We start from the raw sequence: 19,733 nt of genomic DNA, 5'->3' as shown, positions 1-19,733 counted from the left end.
CCTGTGTCTGAAATTAAAGTGCCCGATTTGGGCGAATCCATTACCGAAGGTACGATCTATAAGTGGCATGTAAAAGAAGGCGATACCGTCGGCCAGGGGGACGTTCTGGCCGAGCTGGAAACGGATAAGGTCAACCTGGAAATCAGCGCCGAGGAGGGCGGCGTCATTTCCGCGATTTTGCGGGGAGCCGGGGAGAATGTCGCGGTCGGCGAAGTGATCGGCAGGCTCGGCGGCGGCGCTCCCGCAGGCGGCAAGCCACCGGCTGCGGAGGCTCAGCCGACAGCGCAGCCGCCCGCAGCAACCGCGGCGGCGCAGCCCGCGGCTGCCGCTCCGGCGGCGGCCCCCGAGGGTCCGGCCGCCGAAAACGGCTCCGCGTACCTGGCTTCGCCGGGTGCGCGCAAGCTCGCGCGCGAGCGCGGCATCGACCTCGCCGAGGTCGGCGCGCGCGATCCCATCGGCCGGATTGGCCAGGCCGATGTGAAGGGCCATGGCGCAGCAGCGGTGCCCGCTGCGCCGATCCCGGCCCCGGCCGCGCCGCAGAGCGCGCCGGCCGGCAGCACGCCGCCGCCGGGCAAGGCGGCGGACGGCAAAGAGACGGAGCGCAAGCGCATGTCGCGCAGACGGCTGACGATTGCCAGCCGCCTGGTGGAGGCGCAGCATACGGCGGCCATGCTGACCACCTTCAATGAGGTGGACATGACCGCGATTCTGGATATCCGCAAACGCCGCAAGGATACCTTCAAGGAGAAGCATGACATCGGCCTCGGCTTCATGTCCTTCTTCACCAAGGCGGTCGTCGGCGCGCTCAAAGCTTATCCGCTGCTCAATGCGGAAATCGACGGCGAGGACCTCCTGATCAAGAAATATTACGACATCGGCATTGCCGTATCCGCCAAGGAAGGCCTTGTCGTGCCCGTGGTCCGGGACGCCGACCGGCTCAGCTTCCCGCAGATTGAGCGGCAGATCGCCGAGCTTGCGTCCAAAGCCCGCGCCAATACGCTCGCCCTCTCCAACCTTCAGGGCGGCACCTTTACGATTACCAACGGCGGCGTATTCGGGTCCCTCATGTCAACGCCGATCCTGAATGCTCCGCAGGTCGGCATTCTGGGCATGCACAAGATCCAGCTCCGCCCGATCGCCATCGACGAAGAAACGACGGTCAACCGGCCGATGATGTACATCGCCTTGTCCTACGACCACCGGATCGTCGACGGCTCGGAAGCGGTAAGCTTTCTCGTCAAGGTCAAGGAACTGCTGGAGGACCCGGAAGCGCTGCTGCTGGAGGGCTGAAGAGGATTCCCTAAAATCTCTCCCGCCGTGATATGCCGATATTGTATAGGGATTAATGAGCAATACCATAACAAGCGGGACCGGGTAGGGAATTATCCCTGCCCGGTCCCGCTTGTTATCCGCCTCCCCAAGAGCAATTCACGCTCGCAACCCCTCACCGCCGGACGGATTGTGTGAAATCGGGCCCAGAAGAGATGAAATGGAATTCCTACCTCTTATTTTTCAAAAGGAGAACATATGCCAAGCCTGTGAGGGAATTCCTCCCCCTTAATCAGGCGTTTTGTTCAGAAACATAGAAAACCCGGCCAATAAGCCGGAGCTTTTCCCGCATAGGGTCGCAGGACGTCCCTTTTCCCTTGAATAAAAGGGATGTTTTCCCGCTCATACGCGCCTGCTTGAACTCAAGCTCCATACTTCATCCGGGTTATGAAGTTGACCCGGCCGCAGCCTTCATTTCAAGAACCGCTTGATCTGCTTAAGCCCGTTCTTCCGATTCGGGTACCGGAAAGGCAGATCGAAACGTGTCGTCTGCTTCAGAACGCTCTTGCGGTGCGAGAAGGTGTCAAAGCCCGCTTGTCCGTGATATGCTCCCATCCCGCTGTTCCCTACTCCCCCAAACGGCAGATACGGAGACACGATATGATACACAGTGTCATTGATGCATCCGCCGCCGAAGGAAACGCTCTTCAGCACCTCCTCCTGCACACTCTTGCTTTCCGTGAACAAATACAGCGCAAGCGGACCCGGCTGATTGCGAATTCCGTAAGCCGCCTCGGACAGATGTTGGTATCCCAGCACGGGAAGGATGGGCCCGAAGATTTCCTCCTTCATCACGGGATGTTCCCAGCCGATATCCTCCAGAACGGTCGGTTCAATCGTTAGATTTTCCTTGTCCGTTCCTCCGCCAAACAGCATTGTCCCGTTGCCCAGAAACGCCTCAAGCCGGTCAAAATGCCTCCTGCTGACCACTCTCGTATAACCCGGATTCAGCAGAGGCTGTTCCCCGTACAGCTCTTTTACCGCGTCTCTCAGTTCACTCAGGAATCGGTCCTTGACGCTTTGATGGACATAGATATAATCCGGCGCTACGCAGGTTTGTCCGGCGTTCATGAATTTCCCCCAGGCAATGCGCCTCGCGGCCAGCTTGAGATTGGCGTCTTCATGGACGATGCAGGGGCTTTTTCCTCCAAGCTCCAAGGTGACCGGTGTCAGATGCCGTGCGGCGGCTTCCATAACGATCTTCCCGACAGGAACGCTCCCGGTAAAAAAGATATAGTCAAACTTCTCCTTCAGCAGCGCCTCGCTTGTTTCAATTCCGCCCTGGATGACGGAAACATACTCTTCCTGAAAGCTTGCACGGATAATCTCTGAGATCGTCTCCGAAGTCCTCGGGGTTAATTCGGACGGCTTCAGGACCGCGCAGTTTCCAGCGGCAATCGCTCCGACCAAAGGAGCCACCGCCAATTGGAACGGATAATTCCAGGGAGCGAGAATCAAGCTGACGCCGTACGGTTCGGAATAAATGAACCCTTTGGAGCCCCAGTGCGTGATTGGCGTCTTTACTTTACGGGGCTTGGCCCATGCCCGCAAATGCTTCAGCGTAAATCCGATTTCCTCAAGAACGATTCCGATTTCCGTAGAGTAAGCTTCGAATTCCGACTTGTTCAAATCACTTTTTAAAGCGTTGAGCAGCTGCCTTTCATGCGCTCTTATACTCCCCTTTAAACGGCGAAGCGCGTCGATCCGATAGCTTAATTCTTGTGTTGCCCCGCTGGTAAAATAAGATTGTTGTTTTTCGAATATCCAGCTATAGCTCTCCATTCTTCACTATCCTCCGTTTAATGCATATCCGCTGCAAGAGAGGGCCAAGAAGGCGGCAGCGACTGTATGTTTCGTTCCCATAAAGCTCTTTGCCGGTTACTTTAACCCGTCCTCTTCCACCCTGTCGAGCCACTCATGCATTAAGGCGTTGAACAGCCCCGGCTGCTCGATTTGCAGATTATGTCCTGCACGGTCCAGGACCGCAAAGGATGTCCTCGTATACTTATCCAATAGGATAGAGGCATCCTGGTATCCCACCATGGAATCCTGTCTTCCCGTGATCAAGAGTCCAGGCTTATCAAATACGTTCGTGTCAACCGAAAAAGAGAAGCTGTACCGGGTTTTGATCCCTGCCAGAAATGCTTCGTCCGCCAAGCGGCAGCCGGATAAAATCTCCTCATTGTAGCGGGCGATGGTCAGGGCTGAACCCATGGATCATTACAATAGGCTTTCCTTCCCCTAAATCTTCATAATAAAGCTCCGCTTTTCCTGTTGGACAATAAGGCATATGCGCTTCCTCCCCCGTTTGATTATTTTACCATTTATCGGATAGTCGCGATGTTATCATGTTCGCATACAAGAAGAAACGGCTTCGCCGTCCTTTTAGGGAGCTTAAGCTTCCGAAGTAGCGATACGAGTATCGCTTTTAGGTACCGTTTCTCGTAGAAATATAAGACAAAATGATAAGCGCACAGCTTATACATTCTGCTATTTCGAAAAAGACGGCTCCCTCAGGTCTATGTTGACCCGCGGGAACCGTCTCTTTTTCGTTTTTGCCGCCCTTTTTCTATTCATTTCGGAGGTTTAAACCATTTGCGGTTGGGCGGTCTTGTAGTTTCCGACATCACTCGAAACTCTTGCTCAAAGCCTTGCTTGAAGCTATATGAAGTCACACCTTGCAGGCCGAAGCCTGAGATGGCGGCTACTTCCTTAAGAAATCTTTCCGTATACGGTGCGTCCGGGCATTTCCGGGTTCCGCTTCCGTTCCTTACGGACCTGAACCGGCGGTTTCAGCATCACGGCGATCAGGCAGGAAATCAGGCACAGTACGCCGATCGTGACGAAGGTCGGTTTGAATCCGCCCAGGAAAGCGGCGATGAACGAACCGGACAATGCCCCGATGCCGAACCCTTGATAGATGATGCCATAGTTCTTGCTATGGTTCTTCAGGCCGAAGAAGTCGCTGGCAATTGCCGGAAAGACGGTAATATTGCCGCCGAAGCAGAAGGCGATAGTTGCCACGCAGGCAAAGAACAGTCCGAAGTTCAGCTGCGCGAAGCTGAGAGTCAGAGTGGCGACGGCGGTAACAGCCATCGTTGCGCCAACCAGCTTCAGGCGGCTCATTTTGTCGGACAGCGCGCCGAGGATAAGGCGTCCGGCCGTATTGAAGATGGCGATCATCGCTACCGCATTGGCCGCGGTCTGCACATCCAGACCGGCCAGCTTCACGCCGATGTCCTTGACAATGCCGATCAGATAGAGGCCGCTCATGCAGGCGGTGAAGAAGATGGTGAACAACAGGTAGGCTTGCTTGGTGCGCAGCATTTCGCCCACTGTGTAATCCTTTTTCTCCAGCGGGGCGAGCAGCGATGATGCTTTGGCCGTTCCGGCCGGCGCCGCGGAGGCCTCTCTGACAAGCAGCGAACCGATAACCACCATGGCCATGACGATCATGCCCCAGTACAGAAACGTACGGGAGACTCCGACCGATCCGATCAGATGGGCGTTCACATATTTAAAGATTAAACTGCCTGTTCCGTACGCGCCGACCGATACTCCCGAGATCAGGCCCTTGCGGTTCGGGAACCATTTGATCAGATTCGACAGCGACGTGATATAAGCTGTTCCGTCCGCATACCCAACAATTACTCCTGCCAACAGGTACAGCATCGGCAGCGAGCTTGCCTGCGAGCTGTACATCAGACCGAGGCCAAGCAGAACACCCGCCACGGCCGTCAGGCGGCGAAGCCCGATTTTATCCTGAAGCTTGCCCGCAAAAAGTGTCGCGAATGCCAGCGCAAAGCTTGTGATCGAAAAGGTTGTAGATACGGAGCCGAGCTCCCAGCCATATTTCGTTACGAGCGGCTGGTTGAACAAGCTCCAGGTATAAATGGTTCCCAGACCCATCTGCATAATAATGGTTCCCAGTACGATTAGAAAACGGTTGTTTGCTTTAGTCCCTACCGACATGGTTCGTTCCTTCTTTCCTTCGGGTATGGCCGCGTTCATGAGCGCCTCTTGCATCTTTATTGTAGCTTGATTGCAAAAATGCGGATGAAATACGGAACGAAATGACGGAAAGAAGGAATGAACGGCCTCTACAGGCGCATAATCTGCCTGAATTCCTTGACCTTGCTGCGGCTGACCGGTACTTCAAAGTCCAGATCGCGCAGCCTAAGCAGGTAGGTGTTGTTAAACCAGGGGATGATTTCCTTGATTTTGGACAGGTTGACAATAAAAGAACGGTGGCAGCGGAAAAAGCGATCCTGCGGTAGACGTCCGTGAAACTCGGTGATGCTGACCCCCATGGAGTACTCTTCGTTTCGCGTAAAGACGCTCGTCGTCTTCTCCTGGGCCGAGGCGTAGTAAATGTCGTCGGCGTCGACGACGATGATCTTTTCATTTTTCCACAGATTGATCTTGTTGCTGACCGGATTGCGCTCCTCTTCTCCACCCGGCCGGTGCGCTAAAGTAGCCTCGAGCTTGCCCAGCATCCCCTTGATCCGCGTTTCGTTATACGGCTTCAGGATGTAATCGAAGGCCTCAATCTCGAACGCTTCGGCGGCATGCTCCTTATACGCGGTGATGAACACAATATAGGGCTTCACGGAAAATTTGCTGATATTCTGCGCCAGCAGCACACCGTCCACGGAAGGGATATTGATGTCGAGAAACAGTACATCCACCTGATTGGCCTGCAAATATTTCAGCGCGTCCAGCCCGTCATCGAACTCGGCCGCAATCTCTATGCCGCTGTTCGCCCGAATCAGGTAGGCCAGCTCCTGTCTGGCCAGCTCTTCATCCTCTACGATTATCGCTCTCATCGGTTCTCCTTTTTCACATCGAAAGTTATATCCGTCCCTTTATCCAGCCTCGTAATCGTCAGCCCCTCGCCATAAATCAGCTTCACCCGCTGATGCACGTTAAACAGCCCGATCTTGTTCTCCGGCATGCTGCCTTCGTATACCTTCCGGATCGTTTCTTCGCTGATGCCGACCCCGGTGTCGCGGATGCCGATCCGCACGCTGTCGCCCCGGTCCTTGACCGAAATCGTCACCGTTCCTACGCCCCGCCCTTTCAGTATGCCGTGTACAATCGCATTTTCCACCAAGGGTTGAATGATGAGGCTTGGGATGCGAACCTCCGTCTCGTCATCGATATCGTAGAGAACCGTAAGGCGTCTTCCGAAACGCGCTTTCTCGATCTCCACGTAGTGCCGAACCTGCTGAAGCTCTTTGCGGATATCGATAAAATCGTCGGTGAGCTCCAGATTGTACCGCATATAGCCGGACAGATTGATGATAAGCTCCCGGGCCTTATCAGGGTCGATGCGGATGGAGGAGACGATGGCGTTCAGCGCGTTGAACAGAAAATGGGGATTGATCCGGGTCTGGAGCGCCTTCAGCTCCGCCTTGTTCGCCATTTCCTTGATGTCCTCCACCCGGGAGACCTCCATCAGCGTGGAAATAATCTGGGACAGGCCGACGGCCATTGCCTGGAGGGAATAGGTGATTTTGTGGGCTTTGGTGTAATAAATTTTGAGCGCGCCGGTGACTTCGCCCTTTTCTTTCAGGGGAATGATGATCAGCGACTTGATATGCTGATGATTGTATTCGGTATCGTTATTGCGGATCGTGATTTCCCCGCTGGACAGCGTAATTTTCGTGGCATCGCTGATAATCTCGTTCTTCTCGGCATAATATTCTTCCCCGATGCCGACGTAGGCGCGAATGCACCGGGTATCCGTAATCGCGACCGCGTCCGCGCCGATGTCTTCTTTGATGATCGTGCATATTTTGCGCAGAGACTGCGGATTGATGCTGCGAAAATAGGGGAGCGTCTTGTTCGCGATATCAAGGGCCAGCTTGGACTGCCTTGCGGCGATCCGCTCCTTCTCCCCTTCCACACTCTGGACAAGCATGACGATGAGTCCGACACTGACCTGGCTCATAATCATCGGAAAGGCAATCTTCGATACGATTTCAACGCCGAGCGACGACGGATGGGCCATGACGAGAATCAGCAGCATCGTCAGCGCTTCGCAGCCCATTCCCGCCAGAATCCCGGCCTGCCAGCGGCGCTCGGCGGACGTGTGACGGTAGATAATCCCCGAAACGACACCGGTCGCGATGCTGGTAATCAGACAGGGCACCGAGGTGACGCCGCCGATATCGATCAGAAACCGGTGAACGCCGGAAATAATACCGGTAATCAGCCCCACCCAGGGACCGAACAGAATGCCGCCCGCCATGATGGCTACAATCCGCACATTGACGAGGGAGCCTTCCACCTTAATACCGCTGTACGTGCTGAATATGGCGAACAGGCTGAAAATAACGGTGGCAATGATCAGCTCCTGCGGCGCGTACGCCCCTTTTTGAAAAATTTCCTTAAACCGCGGCACCCGGGTCAATACAAACAAAGTCATAAGCAGCAGCGCCGCGCGTTCCAGCAGCTGCAGCAGAATGACGAACGTATACTGCATCGCTTTCTTGCCCCCATAATTAAAATATATCGGTAATATATCGGTCATTATAGGCTGATGCCCTTTATTTGTCCAACCCAAAACATCCCCGGATTTGAAAAAAAGGCGCCCGGAAATGAAACCCGATAGCGCCCGCCGTATCCATCATCATTCAACTTCTTCGGGCCAAAAGCCCTTGCTGCCGGTTATACGGCCAGATCGATGCCGATGACGCCAACCTTCTCTCCCTGATCATTTGTTATGGCTCTCGACAGTGTCACGCATGAACGCTTTGTTATGGCCGACACATAGGGCTTGGAGACAAAAGCGCCGTCACTCATCGCCCCGCTCCACCAATCGCGCCGCTTCGCATTAAGCAGGCCCGCCGCAGGCTCGGAGAAAATAAAGGTTCCGTCCGTCCGGTTCGACCAAATGGCCTGCAGATCCGGCGTCTCCGTAAGACAGGAAACCAATACCCGTTTGTGGACATCCGGGTCGGGCATATATAAGTCCTCTTTGGCGGCAATGTGCAGAAGCAGGGATTGCATCACCTCCAGCTTCTCGGCGTAACGGCCTTCCTCAATCTCCTCGCTGCCGGCGATCCGGGTTACGGACTGCCGCAGCGCCTGCGATTCGGCCAGCAGGCTCGCGCTGACTCCGTTCAGCTCCCCGATTTGCGTCCGCTGCCGGTTCACTTGATCCAGCATAAGGTCGACGCTCGCAATCGTCTCGTTCAGCAAGGCTACCGCGCTGCGCAGCTCGGGCAAAGCGCCGCCGATCAGCTCGCCCTGTTGGCTGGCCGCCTTCACCGTATCGCCGACCGCCGTATCCACCGTCTTTACCGTGGCCGCAATTTCGCCAAGGCGCGCCCTCACGGCCCCCACCTCGCCTACGCCCCTCTCCACAGAAGCCCTCTCTTTATCAACGGATTCAAGCACCTGCCCTACTCCCTTGTTAAGATCCAGCAGCAGCGCGGAGGAACGGTCCACGGAGGTTCGGCTCTGCTCGGCCAGCTTGCGGATGCGGTCGGCCACCACGGCAAAGCCTCTGCCCTGCTCTCCCGCCCTTGCTGCTTCGATAGAGGCGTTAAGCGCCAGCAGCGAGGTTTCCTCCACCACGCCCACGATCACTTCGTTGATGCTTTCCACCATCGCAATAAGCTTGCTCAGGGAAGCGAACTCCTCAAACATATTACCGCTCTGTTCTTTGAGCTCTTTCATAACGGCATCGGTGTTCCCCAGGGAATCGAGCATTTCCGCAACTTCTCTGTTGGCTTCCCGCATGCTCATCCCGAGCTTGTCCGTCAGTCCTTGAATTCGTTCCGCAGCCTCCGCCACGCCGTCCATCGTCGTGGTGGCCACCTCCATATTCGCTCTGGCTTCATAGCTCCTGCTCTTCAGCGCCATCTCGGACTGATGGGAGTAATCGGCCGTCTGCTGCAGTTCGCCCGTATGCCGGCTGATTTCCGCGAGCGCTCCATGCATTCGGTCCGACGTCACCACCATTTCATTGCCGAGCGTGTGAACCTGTTCGTCCGATTTGCGCAGAAGCTCCTGCTCCTGAGTCCGAGTCCGGTAGGCGGTCAGCGCGAACAGAGCGAAGGAGACAACAACCAACATTAGCACGAGCTTATGAATCCACAACATTTCAATCCACAACACATACAGTCCGGCCAGCAGCGAAAGAGCGACAGTAAAAGCTAAGACTTGACGGTTGTTACGCAACGACATTCCACTCCACTTCTTCATGTTATGTATATTGACATTATAACAGGAAAAATTCTCCAAGTATATGCATTTTATATGAATATCCTTCGTGTTTCGACAAGATTCATGGAGTAATCACATGTCCTTCATTCATGCAGCTCTACATTTCGAGAAGTTTATAAATCGTTTCATTTAAAAAAGGAAAGCCCTGTCTCCCCGAAAGGAAACAATCGGCTTTCCTTCAAACTTGCTGCCGCATCAAACCGCTCAGGCCCGATCCAGCATGCCCCGCGCGATCCAGACGCCCGCCGCGCCCGCCTGGGCCAGTCCGCGCGTGATGCCTGCTCCGTCCCCGCCGCAGTAGAGGCCGGAAATTTCCGTCTCGAACGTCTCCGACAGCTTCGGACGGGCCGAATAAAATTTGGCTTCTACTCCGTAAAAGAGCGTATGCTCGGAGGCGATGCCCGGCGTTACCTTTTCCAGCGCCTCCACCATTTCGATGAGACTCTTCATCGTATTGTACGGCAGCACAAGTCCGAGGTCCCCCGGGACCGCCTCTTTAAGCGTGGGCTCGACGAAGCCTTCGGCGATTCTCGTCCCGGTGGAGCGGCGCCCCCGCAAAATATCGCCGTACTTCTGCACGATGACTCCGCCGCTCGACAGATCGTTCGCCCGCTCGCAAATCTCGCGCGCATATTCATTGGGCTTGTCGAACGGCTCAGTAAATTTATGAGAGACGAGCAGGGCAAAGTTCGTGTTGGAGGAACCGAGCGCCGGGTCCTTATACGAGTGCCCGTTCGCCGCCATGACCCCGCTGTGGTTCTCCACGACGACATGTCCGGAAGGGTTACTGCAGAACGTGCGGACACGGGTACCGACCGAAGTATTAAAAATGAATTTGCCTTCATAAAGATGCTCATTGATCTCCTGCATAACGACATCCGAGGTCTCCACCCGGACGCCGACATCCACCTGATTGTTGTACATTTTGAGCCGGTGTCTTTTCAGCACATCCGTGAGCCAGGCGGAACCGTCGCGTCCCGGAGCAACCAAGGCAAGTTCCGTCTCGTAAGTCTCCCCGTTCTTCAGCGTAACGCCCGTCACCCGGTGAGCGCCGTTCTCGCTGACCGTCTCGATGTCCTGCACCTCCGTCTTGAACATCATGTCAATGCGGGTGCTCAAATATTCGTAAATCGACTTCAGAATTTCCAGATTCTGCTCCGTTCCCAGATGGCGCACCTGCGCACGCAGCAGCTTGAGTCCGGCCGCGTAGCCGCGCTGCTCGATGCGCCGGATCGGGTCGGTCGTAGGATCGGTGATCATCTCCGTCGCTCCGTGCTCCAGGTTGATGGAATCAACATAGCGGATCAGATCCAGCACCTTGGAGGGCGGCAAATAATCCGTCATCCAGCCGCCGAACTCAGTCGTAATGTTGAATTTTCCGTCGCTGTATGCCCCCGCCCCTCCGAAGCCTGCGGTAATCGAACAGGCCGGCAGACATCCGGCAAACTCCTTGCGGCCGGCAGCCGGCGGACAGAACTGAATTTTTTCCTCCAGAATCGGACATCTCCGCTTATAAATATCATGTCCTTTGTCTATCAGCAGCACTTTCCAGTGCGGGGCTTTCCGGGTCAGCTCGTAACAGGCAAAAATACCGGCAGGACCGGCACCGACGACGATTACATCATATTTACTCATCTGTTCCTCCAATAAACGAATTTATTATGCGAAGTAAGGGCGGCACAACAAAAAACCCGGCCGGTATCAGGGTAAGCCAAAGGCACCCATCCGTAGCCAGGAATTTACGGTTCCCTGTAGAGACCCCCAAACCTTATCTTTGAGGATATACGAACAGCAAGTACGCGTTCACGCGAAAGTATCATTTTACATCTGCAATAAAAAATATTTTTGAACCACTAGAATCTTAACGAAAATAGACGAATATGTCAATGAATATATACATAATTATACGTGTTTTTTGGATGAAAACGAATGTTTATTTGGATGATTACGTATGATTTTGTACAAAATACGAACATTCCAAGCCTGCCATCATAGGGGAGGAAAAAAGGGGATTCTTGTCGAATATATACACATCGCTACTGGAAATGAGGAACACCTTATGCTCAATCCTTCGCATACTCCTCGCCAACTGAACTGGAACCGTGTGCTGCTGAATGCCTTCTGGATTGGGCTGCTTGTCCATACATCAAGCCGAATGTTCAATTCCCTCATCCTTCTTCCTGATTTGATTATTTTGGGAGTCGTTATTCTGCTTGAGTGCATTCACAAATGGAGGCCGAAATTATGCGAAGTCTCCATCATGGTTGGAAGCTATGTAATTTCTTTATTTATCACCATACTCATTCCATCCAATATTCAGGCATCGCTCCTTATTATGCTGTTTCCGCTTCTCGTTTCCATGATATATCTGAAGAACTCCTATCTGATCGCCTCGACGGCATTCAGTTTATTTTATATGATAGTGCAGCTGAGTCTTTTGTCCGTTCATAACCATATCGTGTGGTCTGAAAGTATTCTGATTTCTATTATTTTTGCAGCAACCGCACTGACGGGATTTGCGGTTATCCGCCGGGGACAGGATTTGATCCGCTCGCTGGAAAACTCGGAGAAATCAGAGCAGGATTTGCGTATTCAAAATATCATCATGGACCGCCTGTCCAAAATCGATGCTCTGACGGATCTGTACAACCATAAAACCTTTCACGAATATTTCAGTTGGCTGATCGATCATCAGCAGTCGAATCCGTTCCCGATGCAGCTGGCCATACTTGATATCGACAATTTCAAAAAGGTAAACGATACCTATGGGCACGGGGTGGGAGACATTGCGCTCAGGCAGGTCGCGGCGACGGTGCTGGAGCATATCGGCGCCGATGATTTCGCCGCCCGCTACGGAGGCGAGGAATTTGTCATTATACTGACCGCCAAACCGCTTGAGGCCTCCTATGAAATCATAGAGCGGGTCCGGAAGGGCATCGCCAATCTGCCGATTCCCGAAATGGAGGGGAAATCGGTAACGGTGAGCATCGGCATGCATGATTTCCAGGGCGCCGAATCCAAAAACCATGTGTTCCAGAAGGCGGACGATGCCCTGTACGAAGCCAAGAAGACGGGCAAGAATAAAACAGTCATTTTATAGATTGAGACAATGAACCGCGAAAAGGGATGTCCCATTCAGCTTCCGGCTGAATCGGCATCCCTTTTTTAAAATATCAGACTCCCATGCCGCTAACGCGGCACCACTGAATAATGAAAATATGGGCGATACTGGTTACTGGGCTGGCGAAGGTAGGTCGTACTTTCTTGGTGTCACGAACCCGGATATCAGACGGACCCCATCGACCCGGTGCATCACAGATTGTTGCTCCCTTCAGGGAAGCACGCAGGGCAGAATAACCTTAGTATTGGTCTTTGCACCAGCCTTAATTAGCGCCAGCAGGCAGGAGAAGCAAACCATGGAAATCCTGATTGAACGTTGCTGTGGATTGGATGTGCACAAGAAAAGCATCACCGCATGTATCATCACCCCGAAAGGAAAGGAGATTCGAAGTTTTGAAACCCTGACCAGACGACTGGTCGATCTGGTGGATTGGATCAAAAGCGAGCGGTGCAGCCATGTCGCGATGGAGAGTACCGGGGATTACTGGAAACCGATTTATAACCTGCTTGAACTGGAAGATGTCAAGCCGATCGTCGTGAACGCTCAGCATATCAAAGCGGTGCCTGGGCGAAAAACGGATGTAAAGGATGCGGAATGGATTGCCAAGCTACTCCGGCATGGACTGGTGCAGGGGAGCTATATTCCGGGTCGGGAGCAGCGAGAGCTTCGGGAAATCATTCGCTACCGGCGAAGCATCATCGAAGAACGAGCCCGGGAAGTAAAACCGACTGCAAAAGGTGCTGGAAGGCGGAAATATCAAACTCTCGTCGGTGGCCTCCAATGTGCTGGGCGTATCTGGACGGAACATGCTGGAAGCGATGATTCAGGGAGAAAGTGATCCATCGATCCTGGCTGACTTCGCGCAAAAAAAGCTAAAGGCTAAGAAAGAGCAATTAAAACTGGCCCTTGAAGGCAGCCTGGGGCCGCATCAGCTGCTCATGCTGGAAAAACAGCTGTCGCACATCGACCAACTGAACGAGTTAATCACTGAACTGGATGAAGAAGTGGAACGCCGAATGACCCCTTTCGCAGAGGACCTGAAGTTATTGGATACCATTCCCGGCGTCGGTAAGCGAACCGCCGAACAAATTCTGGCGGAAATCGGGACCGACATGACACGGTTTCCAAGTCCGGGACATTTATGTTCCTGGGCAGGAATGACTCCAGGTCACGATGAAAGTGCCGGGAAAAAGCGGTCAGCGAAGACCCGAAAAGGGAACAAGAAACTGCGAAGTGCACTGGTGGAAGCGGCACGAGCCGCGGGACGAAAAAAGAATACCTACCTGTCGGCCCAATATCACCGGATCGCAGGCAGGCGAGGAAAAAACAGGGCAGCAGTGGCTGTCGGACATAGCATCCTGACGATCGTTTATATCTTGTTAACGCGAAAACAAGAATATAAAGAACTAGGATTTGATTATTTCGATCAACGAAACCGCGACATGGTGATGAACCGTTCCATCAAACGATTAGAATCCTTAGGCTACCAAGTGAATCTGACGGAACAAACGGCCTGACAGCTGATTCAAAAAAATATACAATCTGGGGTTTGTTTTCGTATGCACACTTTTAGTGTTCTGGAGCAACTTTATTTTCAGGGCAGAAAGTATAAGCTTCGCGCTTATCCTTAACCTGATATTTTTACGAGAAACGGATGCCTTCCTCTTCCAGAGGACGGCGAAGCCGTTTCTTCTTATGTACAGCATTTATAGACGGCCTACGGCGCTTGCGGCATCCCGGTAAATTGCCGGTCTCTTAAACCATGTCATGCCCATAGCGCTTAAGCAGATCCTGCGTATTCCGCTGTGACAGCGGTCTGCTGATCAGATAACCCTGTACCTTGTCGCATCCGGTCTTCTTAAGAAAGGCAAGCTGGCTGCGGTCCTCTACGCCTTCCGCCACTACTTCCAGCCCCATCTCATGGCCCAGCGACACCATCGTCTTGATAAACGACTGACTGTACGAATTTTCCGACAGCGGGTCGATAAAGGCCTTGTCTATTTTGAGAGTGGAGATTGGCAGCTGCTGTAGGTAGCTAAGCGATGAATAGCCGGTTCCAAAATCGTCCAGCGCGATTCGAATCCCCTTTGATTGCAAGTACTCCAGCTTGTCGACAATCCGCTCGAACGACTCCATGAAGACTGACTCTGTAATCTCCAGCTCCAGGCATTTCGGAGAGATTCCGGTTTCGGTCAGGATACCCAGCACGGAAGGAATGAAATCATCCTGCAGCAGCTGAATAACCGAAATATTGACCGCAATTCTGTAATCATTATATTGCTGCCGGCATAGCCCCGCCATAAAATGACAGGCCTGCCGGAGCACCCATTCGCCGATGGGGATGATCAGCCGGGAATCCTCGGCGATCTTGATGAACGACAGGGGCGAGACGAAGCCAAGGTCGGGGCTGTTCCAGCGAATCAGCGCCTCAAAGCCGGAAATGTCTCCTGTCAGAAGGTTGACCTGCGGCTGGTAGAACAGTTCAAACTCCTCATTGTCCAGCGCGCTGCGCAAATGCTTCTCGATCATCATGCGTTCTTTGAACTCGGTATGCATCGATTTGTCGTATACGACAAAAATGCCCTTGCCCGCTTCCTTGGCTCGATACATTGCCACGTCGGCATTTTTGAGAATTTCCTCCGTCGTAGTTCCGTCTGCCGGGTAGAAGGAGATTCCAATGCTGACCGAAATATAAACGCTGCTCTCATCGATCTGGAACGGTATCTTGAACTCCTGGAACAGCCTCTCCGCCAGCGCCAGCACTTCCTCACGGTCTTTGATATCTTTAATAAAGACGACAAATTCATCTCCGCCCAGCCTTGAAAGTATGCTGCCTTCACGGACAATGGACGACTGTAATTTTTCGCTTACCTGACGAATAAGGATATCGCCAAATTTATGGCCCATCGTATCATTGATGTATTTGAAATTGTCCGTATCCACGAACAACAGCGCAGCGCTGCCGCCGGGAAGCTGGAAGTATTCCTCCATCGTCTCCAGCAGACAAAGACGGTTGGGCAAATGGCTCAAAGAATCATAATAGGCGAGATGGTGCATTTTTTTCTGATTCTCCAGCAGGGTGCCGTACTGATCCACAAGCTCCTGCTGCGTCGCCGCAAGCTGCTCATAGGTTGCTTCAAGCTCCTGGTAGCTGCCGCTAAGCTTCAGCTCCATTTGTTTCCGGTTGGTTACATCGATCAGGGAGCCGAGAAACATCGTCACTTCTTGTTTCCGGTCAACGATAGCCTTGCCTCTGACTTCAAACCAGAAGTATCGCCCTTCCTTGGTTCTCATCCGGTATTCACATTCATACACCGACGTCAGGCCCGCCAAATGCTCCTCCCGCGCCTTTCTTGAGCGCTCCCGATCATCGGGATGAATCAAACTTAACACCGTTTCTACGGACAGATCGAGTTCCCCCGGCTCATAACCCATGACTTCATACCAGCGGTCGGACACCCAGTGGCTCTGTTTCCCATAATCGTATTCCCACAGTAGAGCGCCGGAGGCTTCCACTGCCAGGCGGAATCTTTGCTCGCTGAAGCTCAGCTTCTCGTTCTGGTCCTGCATTTCCTCTTTTGCTGCTGCCAGTTCCAAGTGAGTGGCTTCCAGCTTCCCATAGCTCGACTCAAGCTTCCTCTCATTCCGTTTAAGCTCGTTGATATCAATGCCGATCAATACAAAAGCGTCAGAGGCCCCGCTGCCGAGGCCTTTGATCAGCATCGTCCGAAACGTAAAGTATCTTCCCTCCGCGACTCCGCTCGGAATCTGAAATTCCACATGGCCGTCAAAATCATATCCGATCGCCCGGTACAGCAGTTCTTTCAGCCTGGCTCCGCCGGCTACCTTCGCCTCTACATCATCCAGACTCTTGCCGACAATCTCCTGTTCTCTCAGGCCGGTAACGCGCTCGCCGTACTTGTTCAAGCGCAGCACCGTTTTGTCCTCCTGCACCGCCCAAACCAGAATGCCCGTGTGCTCGATTACATCCTCGAAAAACTGCTGCTCGGTGCGAATAATCCGGCGCAAATGGCTAATATACATTCTAAGAAGGAAGGCGGCGACGGCCAGCAAGCAGCAGCCGATGGCAAAGCCCGCAATCGTCCTCAAGCGCATTCTTTTAGCGTAATCTTCCGAATGATTGAAAAAATACTGCCGATACAGCTGCTCAAACGCCCCGTTCTGCTTCAATTGCTTCAATCGTCCATTGATATAAGGCACAAGATCCGGTGAAGATTTGCTGATTCCGTAAGCCACATCCATCGGGTAGAGGTTGCTCATTTTATGTATAATCCGGCCCGTCATTCCTGCTTCGACAATCAGATAATCGACAACCGTCTGATTCTCGAACAAGAGATCGATTTCGCCCCTGCTCAGGGCATCCAAAGCCTCCGCGACCGTCGGGTAGGTGATGTAGCCGGACACTCCCATTTTCCTCAGAAGGACGCTCTCGGTATACTGTCCCTTTCCCACGCCAATTTTATAGTCGCCAAGGTTGTCCAGACTTACCTCAGCCTTGAAATTCTGCCGGGCGTATATGGAGGTGCGAATTTTCATGACAGGTTTGGAAAAGAGAATTTCGCGCCTCCGCTCCTCGGTTACGGCCATCAAGCCCACCGTATCGATATCGCCGTCGATAAGCTGCCGGTATACCCTGTCCCATGTGTCGCTGCCGTACTGAACCAAGTAATCCTGCTTCTCGAAAATCATATTGGCAAGATCAATATCAAAGCCGGTCAAATATCCATTCTGTTTGTATTTATAGGGGGGATACTCCAGTTCCGCTTTATAGGCGACTTCTTTTCTTGCAGCGTGAGCGGCACCCGGCAAAAGCAGGAGCAGACTAAAGAAAAACAGGACGATGACTTTGCACCGCTTCATCTCTAACTTCTCCTTTAGTTTATTTTCCAAAAATAGCATTATGCTAAGCATACAATAGCTTGGTTCGACAATTATCAGGGGAATTCCTGCTTTCCCCGGTAAATAATGCAATTTAAATGTGTAATAATGTCTTTCAAAGCCTTTCTTTCATTTCAATACATCCCTTTCTTTGTCACCTCGCTTAAAATTGTAACATTTAAAAGTGATATAATTCACTTTTTATATTGATTTTTAGACGTAGAATGTGGATAATAACAATATCGGTTTCAGTGATAATGATTATCATTATTGAAACATATCTATAATATTGATTTAAAGGAGACTGAACGCTTATGAACGCAGCCACTGCCCGGACGTCGCTGAAGGTTGATGATTACCTGGATTTGCTTAGTCTTGCCGTCAAGGTAGGAGATTTGAAATGGCAAAAAGAGATTAAATGCCGCCTGCAGTTCATAGCCTGCAGAAATTGCAAGAGCTGCTGATCTTCCTTACTATTGGATAATAGCCGCATTCCGGTTTGCCGGAATGGCGGCTTTTTGGCTTTTCAGGACCCCGTTTCGTGACTGGTCTGGCGGCGTCTTTTTTCCCATTCCGGCAAATGGGCTTGATCGGTCTCATCGCAATTCCATACCACGCAGAGCCCTTTACCTTTACGTCATCGGTCTCCCTGCATCGTTTCGATAAACCTCTTAAATGAAGCGGCTAACCAGCGGTCTTTGCGGTAGATCAGCTGAATGCAGAAGCCTTTGCCGCCGTCCTCAGACACTGGAATCGCCTTAAGCTCTCCCCGGCCCAATTCATCCAAGACCGTATAGCCCGGCAGAAAAGCGATCCCCCACTCATGCTTAACAGCCTGCTTGATACCCTCCAGATTCCCGAATTCCAGCTCCACTCTCGGCGCAATCCCCAAACCTCTCATTTCCTGCAGCAGATGATTCCGGTATGTGCACGTATCTTCGGTCAGAACGAGCGGCTCGGCGGCAAGCATGGACATCTCTATCGATTCGCGTTCCGCCAGCGGGTGCCCGGGGTAGACGATTACGAACAATTCTTCCTGCTGCAAGGACAGGACCTGAAGGTCATCCGATGCGTAGGGCTTATCAAAAATCAGGCCGAAATCGGCGGATTTGTTCCGCACACCGGCGATAATGTCACTTTCGGAGCCAGGCAGGACGCGCAGCCGGATATCCGGGTGCTGCTTACGGTAACGATGCAGCCGGTGCGGCAAAAAATAGGCAGCAAGCGTCTCGATGGAACCGATCGTCAGCTCCCCCGCCTGTCCTTCGGAGATGACCTCCTTCGCCTCCTCGCTCAGCGCCAGCATTTGGCGGGCGTAACGGAGCAGCGTTTTTCCGGCAAAAGTCGGCGTCATCCCCTTGCCCGAACGCTCCAGCAGCTTCGCCCCGTACATCTCCTCCAGCTTCGCGATCTGAGCCGTTACGCTGGATTGCGCATACCCAAGTTGTTCCGCCGCTCTGGTATAGCTGCCGCTTAGGACGACCTCGCAAAACGTACGCAGATAAGTAAGTTCCATCCCGTTCTCCTCCGGCTGTACTATCATTCATTTCGATAGTTGTTATCTAATACTATAGATAACAGTAATGATTTATTCAAGTTAAAATGGAGGAAAGAGCCATCAGTAGACTTTAAGGAGGATGTAAACATGAAGATCCAGCCGAAATCACAGGTGTTGTCCGTTCCGCCCGCTTCCCCGGCCGAAGCCGCAGCCTATTTCGCCGCAAAGGGAAGGTTCGAAACCGATGTGGCCGACATCGCCTATGATCTGCGCGAAGGGTTGCCGAACTTTATTCTGGTTGATGTCCGCGATGCCCGTTCCTATGAAGAGGCGCATCTGCCCGGCGCCGTCTCTCTGCCCTCCGGATATCTTGGCCGCAGCGGTGCTCCGGAGCTGCCGCGGGACCGGTCGCTGGTTGTGTACTGCTGGGGTCCAGCCTGCAACGGAGCGACCAAAGCCGCTGCCCGGCTGGCCGCACAGGGCTACCCGGTCAAAGAAATGCTCGGCGGCATCGAATATTGGCGGCGGGAAGGCGGACCGCTGGAAGGGACTCTTCGCGAGGAAGCGCCGCTCTACTGGCAAATGCCGCCGATGCCGCTGCAAGACGGCGAGTGAAGAAAGACCTCCAATCCTGCCTTGTGCAGAATGGAG

13 protein-coding genes, 1 pseudogene and 1 riboswitch are annotated in these 19,733 nt (G+C 53.0%); of the genes and pseudogenes, 5 read left to right on the top strand and 9 right to left on the bottom strand.

Annotated elements, in window-relative coordinates; translation table 11 throughout:
* The first annotated feature begins 3 nt into the window (after positions 1 to 3).
* A complete protein-coding gene (gene odhB / locus PUR_RS01845) occupies positions 4 to 1,290 on the top strand; it encodes a 2-oxoglutarate dehydrogenase complex dihydrolipoyllysine-residue succinyltransferase (protein WP_179033774.1) in 1,287 nt (428 codons plus the stop codon).
* Positions 1,291 to 1,740: 450 nt separating this feature from the next.
* On the opposite strand, the gene PUR_RS01840 is transcribed toward odhB, so the two are convergent.
* The 7 genes from PUR_RS01840 to PUR_RS01810 form a co-directional block, all read right to left on the bottom strand.
* Positions 1,741 to 3,111, bottom strand: a complete 1,371-nt coding sequence (locus PUR_RS01840) for an aldehyde dehydrogenase (RefSeq protein ID WP_179033773.1) — start codon at positions 3,109 to 3,111, stop codon at positions 1,741 to 1,743.
* 96 nt (positions 3,112 to 3,207) lie between these two features.
* A complete protein-coding gene (locus tag PUR_RS01835; protein WP_232101676.1) occupies positions 3,208 to 3,543 on the bottom strand; it encodes an alpha/beta fold hydrolase in 336 nt (111 codons plus the stop codon).
* A 498-nt stretch (positions 3,544 to 4,041) separates the two neighbouring features.
* A complete protein-coding gene (locus PUR_RS01830; protein WP_179037703.1) occupies positions 4,042 to 5,301 on the bottom strand; it encodes an L-lactate MFS transporter in 1,260 nt (419 codons plus the stop codon).
* A 128-nt stretch (positions 5,302 to 5,429) separates the two neighbouring features.
* Positions 5,430 to 6,155, bottom strand: coding sequence for a LytR/AlgR family response regulator transcription factor (locus PUR_RS01825; protein ID WP_179033772.1), 726 nt, complete (start codon positions 6,153 to 6,155; stop codon positions 5,430 to 5,432).
* Entirely contained in the window at positions 6,152 to 7,816 is a 1,665-nt protein-coding gene (locus tag PUR_RS01820) for a sensor histidine kinase (protein ID WP_179037702.1), read from the bottom strand. The genes PUR_RS01825 and PUR_RS01820 overlap by 4 nt, the downstream gene beginning before the upstream one ends.
* Before the next feature lie 185 nt (positions 7,817 to 8,001).
* Positions 8,002 to 9,525 carry a methyl-accepting chemotaxis protein gene (locus PUR_RS01815; protein ID WP_179033771.1) on the bottom strand — a complete coding sequence of 508 codons (1,524 nt, stop codon included), beginning with the start codon at positions 9,523 to 9,525 and terminating at the stop codon, positions 8,002 to 8,004.
* A gap of 243 nt (positions 9,526 to 9,768) precedes the next feature.
* Positions 9,769 to 11,199 (bottom strand): NAD(P)/FAD-dependent oxidoreductase, encoded by a 1,431-nt coding sequence (locus PUR_RS01810; RefSeq protein ID WP_179033770.1) that lies wholly within the window; start codon positions 11,197 to 11,199, stop codon positions 9,769 to 9,771.
* Between the two features lie 73 nt (positions 11,200 to 11,272).
* Positions 11,273 to 11,372: riboswitch (purine riboswitch) on the bottom strand.
* A gap of 251 nt (positions 11,373 to 11,623) precedes the next feature.
* Here PUR_RS01810 and PUR_RS01805 point away from each other — a divergent pair.
* Together PUR_RS01805 and PUR_RS01800 are read left to right on the top strand one after the other, a co-directional pair.
* A complete protein-coding gene (locus tag PUR_RS01805; protein ID WP_179033769.1) occupies positions 11,624 to 12,664 on the top strand; it encodes a GGDEF domain-containing protein in 1,041 nt (346 codons plus the stop codon).
* Between the two features lie 316 nt (positions 12,665 to 12,980).
* Positions 12,981 to 14,202 (top strand): annotated as a pseudogene (locus PUR_RS01800) (IS110 family transposase).
* 238 nt (positions 14,203 to 14,440) lie between these two features.
* On the opposite strand, the gene PUR_RS01795 reads toward PUR_RS01800, so the two are convergent.
* Positions 14,441 to 17,566, bottom strand: a complete 3,126-nt coding sequence (locus PUR_RS01795) for an EAL domain-containing protein (RefSeq protein ID WP_179033768.1) — start codon at positions 17,564 to 17,566, stop codon at positions 14,441 to 14,443.
* A gap of 332 nt (positions 17,567 to 17,898) precedes the next feature.
* Between PUR_RS01795 and PUR_RS01790 the strand changes: the two genes are divergently transcribed.
* On the top strand, positions 17,899 to 18,048 hold the full coding sequence (locus PUR_RS01790; RefSeq protein WP_179033767.1) for a hypothetical protein: 150 nt from the start codon (positions 17,899 to 17,901) through the stop codon (positions 18,046 to 18,048).
* Between the two features lie 173 nt (positions 18,049 to 18,221).
* On the opposite strand, the gene PUR_RS01785 is transcribed toward PUR_RS01790, so the two are convergent.
* Entirely contained in the window at positions 18,222 to 19,100 is an 879-nt protein-coding gene (locus PUR_RS01785) for a LysR family transcriptional regulator (protein WP_179033766.1), read from the bottom strand.
* Positions 19,101 to 19,229: 129 nt separating this feature from the next.
* Here PUR_RS01785 and PUR_RS01780 point away from each other — a divergent pair, with 129 nt between their 5' ends.
* Positions 19,230 to 19,697, top strand: coding sequence for a rhodanese-like domain-containing protein (locus tag PUR_RS01780; RefSeq protein WP_179033765.1), 468 nt, complete (start codon positions 19,230 to 19,232; stop codon positions 19,695 to 19,697).
* Positions 19,698 to 19,733 lie beyond the last annotated feature (36 nt).

The sequence above is a fragment of the Paenibacillus sp. URB8-2 genome, from assembly GCF_013393385.1.
Lineage (GTDB): Bacteria > Bacillota > Bacilli > Paenibacillales > Paenibacillaceae > Paenibacillus_AQ.
The sequence above is the reverse complement of the archived record's forward strand: the minus strand, read 5'-3'. Positions and strand labels throughout refer to the sequence as shown.